At 50.7% G+C, this 8,664-nt stretch carries 6 protein-coding genes, 1 tRNA gene and 2 rRNA genes (1 of these 9 only partly in view); 2 read left to right on the top strand and 7 right to left on the bottom strand.

The annotated features are described in order from the left end of the window. Positions 1–170 precede the first annotated feature (170 nt). Both L5470_RS12980 and L5470_RS12975 read right to left on the bottom strand, forming a co-directional pair. Positions 171–243, bottom strand: a tRNA-Ala gene (locus L5470_RS12980). A gap of 151 nt (positions 244–394) precedes the next feature. Then, positions 395–1,582: a 1-deoxy-D-xylulose-5-phosphate reductoisomerase gene (locus L5470_RS12975; RefSeq protein WP_499500213.1), complete on the bottom strand. Its 1,188-nt coding sequence runs from the start codon at positions 1,580–1,582 to the stop codon at positions 395–397. A gap of 119 nt (positions 1,583–1,701) precedes the next feature. On the opposite strand from L5470_RS12975, the gene L5470_RS12970 reads away from it, so the two are divergent. Both L5470_RS12970 and L5470_RS12965 read left to right on the top strand, forming a co-directional pair. Continuing rightward, a complete protein-coding gene (locus L5470_RS12970; RefSeq protein WP_099799603.1) occupies positions 1,702–1,911 on the top strand; it encodes a DUF8621 family protein in 210 nt (69 codons plus the stop codon). Positions 1,912–1,945: 34 nt separating this feature from the next. Next, positions 1,946–3,079: a cob(I)yrinic acid a,c-diamide adenosyltransferase gene (locus L5470_RS12965; protein WP_448514091.1), complete on the top strand. Its 1,134-nt coding sequence runs from the start codon at positions 1,946–1,948 to the stop codon at positions 3,077–3,079. A gap of 2 nt (positions 3,080–3,081) precedes the next feature. Here the strand turns inward: L5470_RS12965 and L5470_RS12960 are convergent, their stop codons facing one another. The 5 genes from L5470_RS12960 to L5470_RS12940 form a co-directional block, all read right to left on the bottom strand. Further along, positions 3,082–3,414: an ArsR/SmtB family transcription factor gene (locus tag L5470_RS12960; protein ID WP_499500212.1), complete on the bottom strand. Its 333-nt coding sequence runs from the start codon at positions 3,412–3,414 to the stop codon at positions 3,082–3,084. Beyond that, positions 3,414–4,763 (bottom strand): S41 family peptidase, encoded by a 1,350-nt coding sequence (locus tag L5470_RS12955; protein ID WP_499500211.1) that lies wholly within the window; start codon positions 4,761–4,763, stop codon positions 3,414–3,416. The genes L5470_RS12960 and L5470_RS12955 overlap by 1 nt, the downstream gene beginning before the upstream one ends. 179 nt (positions 4,764–4,942) lie before the next feature. After that, positions 4,943–5,059: ribosomal RNA gene (rrf, locus tag L5470_RS12950) — 5S ribosomal RNA — on the bottom strand. A 590-nt stretch (positions 5,060–5,649) separates the two neighbouring features. Then, positions 5,650–6,129, bottom strand: a complete 480-nt coding sequence (locus tag L5470_RS12945) for an LAGLIDADG family homing endonuclease (protein ID WP_455650734.1) — start codon at positions 6,127–6,129, stop codon at positions 5,650–5,652. 41 nt (positions 6,130–6,170) lie between these two features. Next, positions 6,171–8,664: ribosomal RNA gene (locus L5470_RS12940) — 23S ribosomal RNA — on the bottom strand; it runs 819 nt beyond the window's last position.

The following is an 8,664-nucleotide window of genomic DNA, read 5'->3' as shown; positions in this document are numbered from 1 at the left end:
AAGAGTCAATTCCGGCGACGATCATTCGTATTCACCCTGTKGCGGGAAACGTCTCAGGTGCGACTTTTAGAAAAACAGGGTGAATACGAATGATCGTCGCCGGAATTGACTCTTTCAACAGGATAAGCCTAAAGATCCTGAAATCCCCTTATGGGTACCTGAAATGCGTATGGAGCTAAGCGGATTCGAACCGCTGACCCCTTCAATGCCATTGAAGTGCTCTACCAACTGAGCTATAGCCCCTGATCAGCAGAAAATTATCATCCCCTACAGCGATAGCATTTGTCAACTGTTTACCAGTTGGATTCGAAAACGATGAACGACTCCCGACACGGAGCTTGCTCTTGAGTAAACACAATTCACGCATACAGTGCGGGGCTTGCCGCCGATTAAGCTAAAGAGCAAGGGCGGGCGATCGCTCCTGCTGTGCCAATTCAAGCACCATCTGCCGTGCCCAGCAATCAGCAGCCAGAATATCCTCTAAGGTAGGGGTGCTGATGTTTTGGTGGTGGTAGCGATCGCAGGTTAGTTCAATGAGGCGGGGAATATCAAGGAATGAAAWCGCCTCGGCAATAAATAGAGCCACCGCTTGTTCATTGGCAGCATTCAGTACCGCTGGCATTGCTCCTCCAGCACGACCGGCGGCATAGGCCAGCCCCATACAGGGATATTTATGGTGATCGGGGGTACGAAAGGTAAGGTCTCCCGCTTTGACCAAATCAAGAGCTGACCAATTCGTTGGTAGCCGCTCCGGCCAAGAGAGAGCGTAGAGGAGGGGCAGACGCATATCCGGCCAGCCTAACTGCGCCAACACCGATGTATCCTGTAGCTCAATGAGGGAGTGAATAATACTTTGCGGGTGGATGACAATGTCGATGTTATCGTAGTCCATGCCAAAGAGATAATGAGCCTCGATCACTTCCAGCCCTTTATTCATCAGCGTGGCCGAGTCCACGGTAATTTTCGGCCCCATGGACCAGTTGGGGTGCTTGAGGGCATCCGCCACCGTCACATCAGCGAGTTGCTCCACCGACCAGTCGCGAAAGGCACCACCAGAGGCAGTAAGAATAATTTTGCGTAGTCCCCCCGCAGGTACCCCCTGTAAACACTGAAAAATAGCTGAGTGTTCAGAATCTGCAGGTAGCAGCTTCACACCGTACTCTTGTAACAGTGGCAACACTACAGGCCCACCCGCAATTAAGGTTTCTTTATTGGCAAGGGCAATATCCTTACCGGCCTTAATGGCGGCGATCGTCGGCACCAAACCGGCGCATCCCACAATCCCTGTCACAACCACATCGGCATCGCCATAGGCGGCAACTGCAGCAATACCCGCCTCCCCAGCCACGAGTTCCGGTGTATAGGGCAGATCGCGCAATGCGTCTGCCAACTCTGGCAATTGGTTCGGATCAGCAATACCAACAATTTCAGGTCTAAACTGACGAATTTGCGGGATTAACCGCTCTAGATTCCGACCTGCTGCCAAGCCAACCACGCGGAAGCGATCGGGGTATTGGGCAACAATATCAAGGGTTTGGGTGCCGATAGAGCCAGTGGAGCCGAGCAGATTCAGTGCTTTCACAGTGGTTGGGGTAGGGTCAGTGGACACCTTAATATCTACCGCAGGAGGGGACAGAAGGCAATCGTCCCTTTGCAGGTGACAAGGCTAGAGATAATAGAAAAACTAGCCAAGGGACTACGATGGAGCCAAGTAAGATTCCACCCATCATGGAAATGATGCAAATGGACCTGATCCACACCACCCTGCAACGTCCTACGACGCCTAACAACCTTGATCATGTTGTTGAGGAGTATTTGCGGCAGCAGGGGAGACCACTGCGTTGGGCCATTACTGCCGTCAGCCCCCAAACCCTAACCATTGAAGCTGTGATCCTCAAGGACGGAAGTTGATAAAATCCTTACATATTCAGCTTTACACTTTCCCATGACACGCGCTGGTATCGGCATTCAAACGGCTCAGGCTCGCCCCGGACGGGTCAGCGGCCAGCTTCACGTCTATGATGGTACCGGCAAGGGCAAGTCTCAGGCCGCTCTTGGTGTTGTCCTGCGCTCCATTGGTTTAGGTATTGCCTCCGCGTGGCCAACACGGGTGCTACTTTTGCGCTTTCTTAAAGGCCCCGGTCGTACCTACGCGGAAGATGCTGCCATTGAAGCCCTGCAACGAGGGTTTCCCCATTTGATTGACCAAGTGCGCACCGGTCGCGCTGAGTATTTTAATGCCGAACAAATCACCACGTTCGATCGCCAAGAAGCTCAGCGGGGATGGGATATAGCCAAAGGGGCGATCGCCTCCGGTCTTTACTCAGTCATTGTCCTTGATGAACTGAATCCGGTACTGGATCTCGGCTTATTACCCGTTGACGAAGTCGTGGCAACCCTGCGCCGCAAACCCGATCATCTCGAAATCATTGCCACCGGTCGCGGTGCCCCTCCGGCACTGCTACAAATTGCAGATCTCCACTCAGAAATGCGGCCACTGGTACATCCCACCGCCCACCAGCAGGGGATCGAAGGTATTGAAATTTACACTGGCGAGGGCAAAGGCAAATCCACCAGCGCCCTTGGTAAAGCCCTGCAAGCAATTGGCACCGGCATCAGTCGGGATCAGTCCCATCGAGTGTTAATCCTCCAGTGGCTTAAGGGAGGACGAGGCTATACCGAGGATGCCGCCATTGCTGCCCTCAAAGAAAGCTATCCTCACCTTGTGGATCACCAGCGTTGCGGTCGGGATGCCATCGTCTGGCGCGGGCAGCAACAGGAAATTGACTACATCGAAGCCGAGCGCGGCTGGGAAATTGCACGGGCAGCGATCGCCTCTGGACTCTACAAAACCATTATTCTCGACGAGCTGAATCCCACCGTTGATCTGGAATTACTGCCCGTTGAGTCCATCATTCAAAGCCTGCTTCGCAAACCCCGTACCACTGAAATAATTATTACTGGACGCTGTAAAAATCCCCCCAGCTACTTTGACATCGCTAGTGTCCACTCCGAAATGATTTGCCATAAGCATTATGCCGAAAAAGGGATTGATCTCAAGCGCGGCGTTGATTTCTAAACCTAAAGGCAGACCCGCCCGATGACAGTGTCTCCGGCAGAGAACTGCTCTAAATAGTCCATTAGCACCTTAAACTGGGGACGGTTCAAGCGATAGTACACCCAGCGACCGTCTTGACGAGACAATACTAAATTTGCCTGCCGCAATGCCCGTAAATGAAACGATAGCTTTGACGGCGAGAGGTTGAGGCGGGCACACAAATCGCACACACACACTTCCTCGTTATGTAAGATTTGAATCACCTCAAGGCGCAGCGGCTCTGCAAGCGCACGAAAACCAAGCTGTATCATGCCATCGGGGCGATCGCAAACCAAATTCGATGACCCTTGCAGCATTACTTCACCGGAGAACAGGGATCATCAACTTGGCACATATTATCAGCACCTGCCTCGCTATTGGATGTTTGTGCTGTATTGACAGGAGTCACGAATTGCGACCGATAAATTGCCTGTCGTAATTGCACCACCGCCTCTTGATACAGCGGATCCGCAGCAGTTGCCCACAGGCGTGGATTACGACTCACCTCTTGGGGCAACGTCACCATGATGTTAGGGGTAATTCCCATACGGTTAATATCAGTACCCTTTGGCGTGTAATAGTGCGCCACCGTCACAGATAACCCCGAGCCATCACTGAGTTGATGAATAGACTGCACAAGAGCCTTACCGTAAGTTTTTGTACCCACCACAATAGCACGACCATTATCCTGCAACGCCCCTGTTAAAATCTCGCTACTGCTTGCCGAACGCTGATCCACCAACACCACCAAGGGCAACGTAGTCAGGGCAGATTGCGTTGCTCGAGCCTGTTCACTATGGCCACTGCGATCCACAGTGCGCACAATCATTCCCTGATCAAGCCACATACGAGCAATATCAATCCCCGCTTGCAGCAACCCCCCCGGATTTCCCCGCAGATCTAGCACAAACCCATTCACCTGTTCTGCTTGTAACTGCCGGATTGCTGCCTGTACTTGCTCTGCCGCATGGGAAGTAAACTCACTGAGATAAATATAACCAATCCGTTGATCCCCTTCCTCCTTCACGAGCGATCGCACCGCTGGCAACTCAATTAATGCCCGCATCAACGTCAAGCGAAATGTGCCTCGATTTGGGCGAAATAATTGCAACTCAATCGGCGTACCCACCCGACCACGAATCCGCCGTGATGCTTCTTCAATAGACATTCGCCGTGTTGAGTGGCCATCGATCGCAAGGAGGCGATCGCCCGCCTCAATACCCGCGCGAGTTGCTGGGGAGTTAGCCAGCGGCTCCAAAATAGTTAATTGCTGCGTCTTTTCATCCATCCCCAAGCGAATACCAATCCCTGAAACTTCCCCCGATGTCTGGGTTCGCAAAATCGCAAACTCTTCCGGAGTCATAAACCGCGTATAAGGATCATTCAATCGCTGCAACATCCCCTGAATGGCGCTATAGGCGTGCTCACGAGAGGTATAATGCTGCTCCAACAATTGTTGCCGTACCGCCAACCAATCCAGACGGTTAAACGAACTATCCACATACTCCTGCTGCACAACTTGCCACACCTCATCCACCAATGCCTTAGGACTATCTTTCAAAGCACCGTAACTAGGAACAGGCACGAAAGCGACTGCCCCAGACACCAACACCGACGATGCAACAACTGCCCAATAACGCAAACTCAAAACATCAACCTGAGGCATAGCAACACAAACCCTGTGAGGAGAGACAATTAGCATACTAGACCTAGTACACCCATGTTATTGGATGCACTATAGCCCATCTACAATCCCATGCCACCCTCCTATCCAAAAACCGTCCCAACTTAACACTTCTTAAAAAACAATTCCCCACCTAGAGACTAGATGGGGAAAAATATTTTGCCTAGCATTGAGCTATTTTTGCAGGAGGCTACCCTCCAACTATCTTCACCGCTGCGATGTTTCACCTCTGAGTTCGGGATGGATCAGCGTGGTTCCACCGCGCCATAAACACTAGGCAAATAGGTTAATAACTTTAGAAAACTTTAGAACCTAGATAATTTAACTGCTAGGCTTCAGCAACAAAACAAGGAATTAAAACTAAATAGTGATTGTCAGTATTATCAGCATTATCAGACACCTGTTGAGTGATGAGGTCAAGCCCTCGGTCTATTAGTACTCCTAGACTTCATCCATTACTGGACTTCCATCGAGAGCCTATTAACGGGTGTTCTACCCGTGACCTTACTGGCTTATGCCATGGGAGCACTCATCTTGAGGTGGGCTTCCCACTTAGATGCTTTCAGCGGTTATCCTCTCCGCACATGGCTACCCTGCGTTTACCGTTGGCACGATAACAGGTACACCAGAGGTGCGTTCCTCCCGGTCCTCTCGTACTAAGGAGGACTCCTCTCAATGCTCCTACGCCTGCACCGGATATGGACCGAACTGTCTCACGCATGTTTATCCCGTATCACTACGAGCATGGACTATATCTTCATCCTGACTCTTGCCATTGACGAATCAGGAGCCGACATTTGATTACTCTGACACACTCAGAGCATCTCAGCTTACACTTAGCGGCTAAACTAAGTCTAGGCTTCAGTCTCTACGGGATCAAGAGTTGTCGTGATCTCAAGTATGCTTCCACTTGGTCGCTGCGAATTGATCTGCGCTTGGAGACGTTTAACTCACCAAACCGATCAACCTGCCGCGCAAGCCTTAGAAAATGCGCTGGCTCTAGTCGCTTAGAGCTTAGCATTTCCTCTAGAACAGACATGACTAAGTTACATTGCATTTTTTTTAGACGAACATAGGGAGTCAGATTGCTCAATACATTCAACACCATCCGAGATTCAGTAATAGAATACTCAGCAACTCCATCTTTTCTTTCTCGAATAAAACCAGCCCCTAAAATTGACTGAATCCATTCAAGAAATGAGCGATGAACCGTACGTTGAAAGAAGGTCACACTGGCTCGAATTTGATAGCCAAGGACATAATCCTTTCGTCGTACAAGTTGAAGGTTAATACAACCATCTCCATCCAAAAAACCAGCAATGTAGCTATAAGTCTGTACATCTGTCACGAGAACTCCGCTTACCCTCGGTATTGTCTTAGCTAGCGTTCGGAATCTAACTAAGATTCTACCGATTTTAGTCGGTTTGCTGCTCCACATTACTGTGAAGTGACGCAATGATTTACGTTCTGAACCCAGCTCACGTACCGCTTTAATGGGCGAACAGCCCAACCCTTGGGACGTACTACCGCCCCAGGTTGCGATGAGCCGACATCGAGGTGCCAAACCTCCCCGTCGATGTGAACTCTTGGGGGAGATCAGCCTGTTATCCCTAGAGTAACTTTTATCCGTTGAGCGACGGCCCTTCCACGCGGAACCGTCGGATCACTAAGGCCGACTTTCGTCTCTGCTCGACTTGTAGGTCTTGCAGTCAAGCTCCCTTATGCCTTTACACTCTACGGCTGATTTCCGACCAGCCTGAGGGAACCTTTGCGCGCCTCCGTTATCGTTTAGGAGGCGACCGCCCCAGTCAAACTGCCCACCTGAAACTGTTCCCTCGCCGGATAACGGCAGAGAGTTAGAATTCTAGCCTTGCCAGAGTGGTATCTCACCGATGACTCCATATTCCCCGCAAGGAATACTTCGACGTCTCCCACCTATCCTGCGCAAGCAAAGCCCGAACCCAATTCCAGGCTACAGTAAAGCTTCATAGGGTCTTTCTGTCCGGGTGCAGGTAGTCCGCATCTTCACAGACACTTCTATTTCGCCGAGCCTCTCTCCGAGACAGCATCCAGATCGTTACGCCTTTCGTGCGGGTCGGAACTTACCCGACAAGGAATTTCGCTCAGTTGATCTCTACCATTTCTGATAAAGCTGGACTTTACCTTGTGCGACCACGATTCATTTGCGATGCAATGCGTTGGATTTTTAATAGTCCTTCTTCCTTGAGGTGATCTCCCGATTGACACAGGAGCACAACATCCCTAAATTTCAGGAAATCTATCGATTTACTGGTTTTCAAGGAATGCTTTATAAAGAAAGGACAAATACGCTCTGCAAGATGATGGATACTACGCACCCGATAAGCCATGCGATCGCCGTGATTCACCCGAACCACACCGCAATTAAAGTAGGCTTTTAAGGCATAGAGAACCTTTACATCTCGCCGATGCTGAACAACGGTAAACTCAGGTAACACCTGATAACCAATTGCCATCTGACGATGGGGGTTAACTCCAACACGGAAGCACCCCTCACCATCAACAAAACCAACAATCCATTGAACATCTAAATCCATTTGTCGCACCTGAACATCAAGTCTCTGAGGATTCCTAGATACCTCTAGGTCTTTCCTGCGGATTATCCCCATGTCTTTCACATTTTTACTGAACAGCACAGCAGTGCCCAAAAATAAGCTTTCTCAATTCAAGAAAGACCAGCACTTCGCTGAACGAGTAGTGACAAGCTGTCAGAGGATTTTCCCGCATATGGTTCAGTTTTACTAAGGCTAGCTTTCGTTAACCTTAGGACCGTTATAGTTACGGCCGCCGTTCACCGGGGCTTCAGTCGCTAGCTTCGCTTACGCTAACCAGCTTCCTTAACCTTCCGGCACTGGGCAGGCGTCAGCCCCCATACATCGTCTTACGACTTAGCGGAGACCTGTGTTTTTGGTAAACAGTCGCCTGGATCTCTTCACTGCGGCCACCTCTCGGTGGCACCCCTTCTCCCGAAGTTACGGGGCCATTTTGCCGAGTTCCTTAGAGAGAGTTATCTCGCGCCCCTTGGTATACTCTACCCCCCCACCTGTGTCGGTTTCGGGTACGGGTATCTTGGCTTAGCGTGTTTAGAGCTTTTCTTGGAAGCATGACATCAATCACTTCCCCACCGTAGTGGGTCGTACTCCTGCCTCAGCTCAGAGCGTTTTCACCGCTCCTCAACACCTCGGACAGTTGAACCGGTAACCAACATCCGGCTGATTTAGCCTTCTCCGTCCCTCTGCACAAACCAAGATGAGTACTGGAATATTGACCAGTTGTCCATCGACTACGCCTTTCGGCCTCGCCTTAGGTCCCGACTAACCCTCCGCGGACGAGCCTTCCGGAGGAACCCTTGGGGTTTCGGGGCATTGGATTCTCACCAATGTTTTCGCTACTCAAGCCGACATTCTCACTTCTGCTTCGTCCACACCTGCTCACGCTAGTGCTTCAAACTAATGCAGAACGCTCCCCTACCACTTACGTAGTAAGTCCACAGCTTCGGTACGTCACTTAGTCCCATTCATTTTCGGCGCAGGAACGCTTGACCAGTGAGCTATTACGCACTCTTTTAAGGATGGCTGCTTCTAGGCAAACCTCCTGGTTGTCTATGCATCCCCACCTCCTTTACCACTTAGTGACAATTTAGGGACCTTAGCTGGTGGTCTGGGCTGTTTCCCTTTCGACGATGAAGCTTATCCCCCACCGTCTGACTGGCTGTGTGTACACAGGGTATTCAGAGTTTGACTCGATTTGGTACCGCTCTCGCAGCCCGCACCGAATCAGTGCTTTACCCCCCTGCTATAGTCACAACCGCTATGCCTCAACATATTTCGGGGAGAACCAGCTA

Origin of the sequence: Synechococcus sp. PCC 6717 (assembly GCF_022698185.1) — a bacterium.
Classification (GTDB): domain Bacteria; phylum Cyanobacteriota; class Cyanobacteriia; order Thermosynechococcales; family Thermosynechococcaceae; genus Thermosynechococcus; species Thermosynechococcus lividus.
This window is presented reverse-complemented; position numbering and strand designations above follow the sequence as displayed.

What these genes read in the sequence shown, in the direction of transcription:
- L5470_RS12970 (WP_099799603.1), top strand. Translation starts at nt 1,702, where the DNA reads ATGGAGCCAAGTAAGATTCCACCCATCATGGAAATGATGCAAATGGAC.
- L5470_RS12965 (WP_448514091.1), top strand. Translation starts at nt 1,946, where the DNA reads ATGACACGCGCTGGTATCGGCATTCAAACGGCTCAGGCTCGCCCCGGA.
- L5470_RS12960 (WP_499500212.1), bottom strand. Translation starts at nt 3,414, where the DNA reads ATGCTGCAAGGGTCATCGAATTTGGTTTGCGATCGCCCCGATGGCATG.
- L5470_RS12955 (WP_499500211.1), bottom strand. Translation starts at nt 4,763, where the DNA reads ATGCCTCAGGTTGATGTTTTGAGTTTGCGTTATTGGGCAGTTGTTGCA.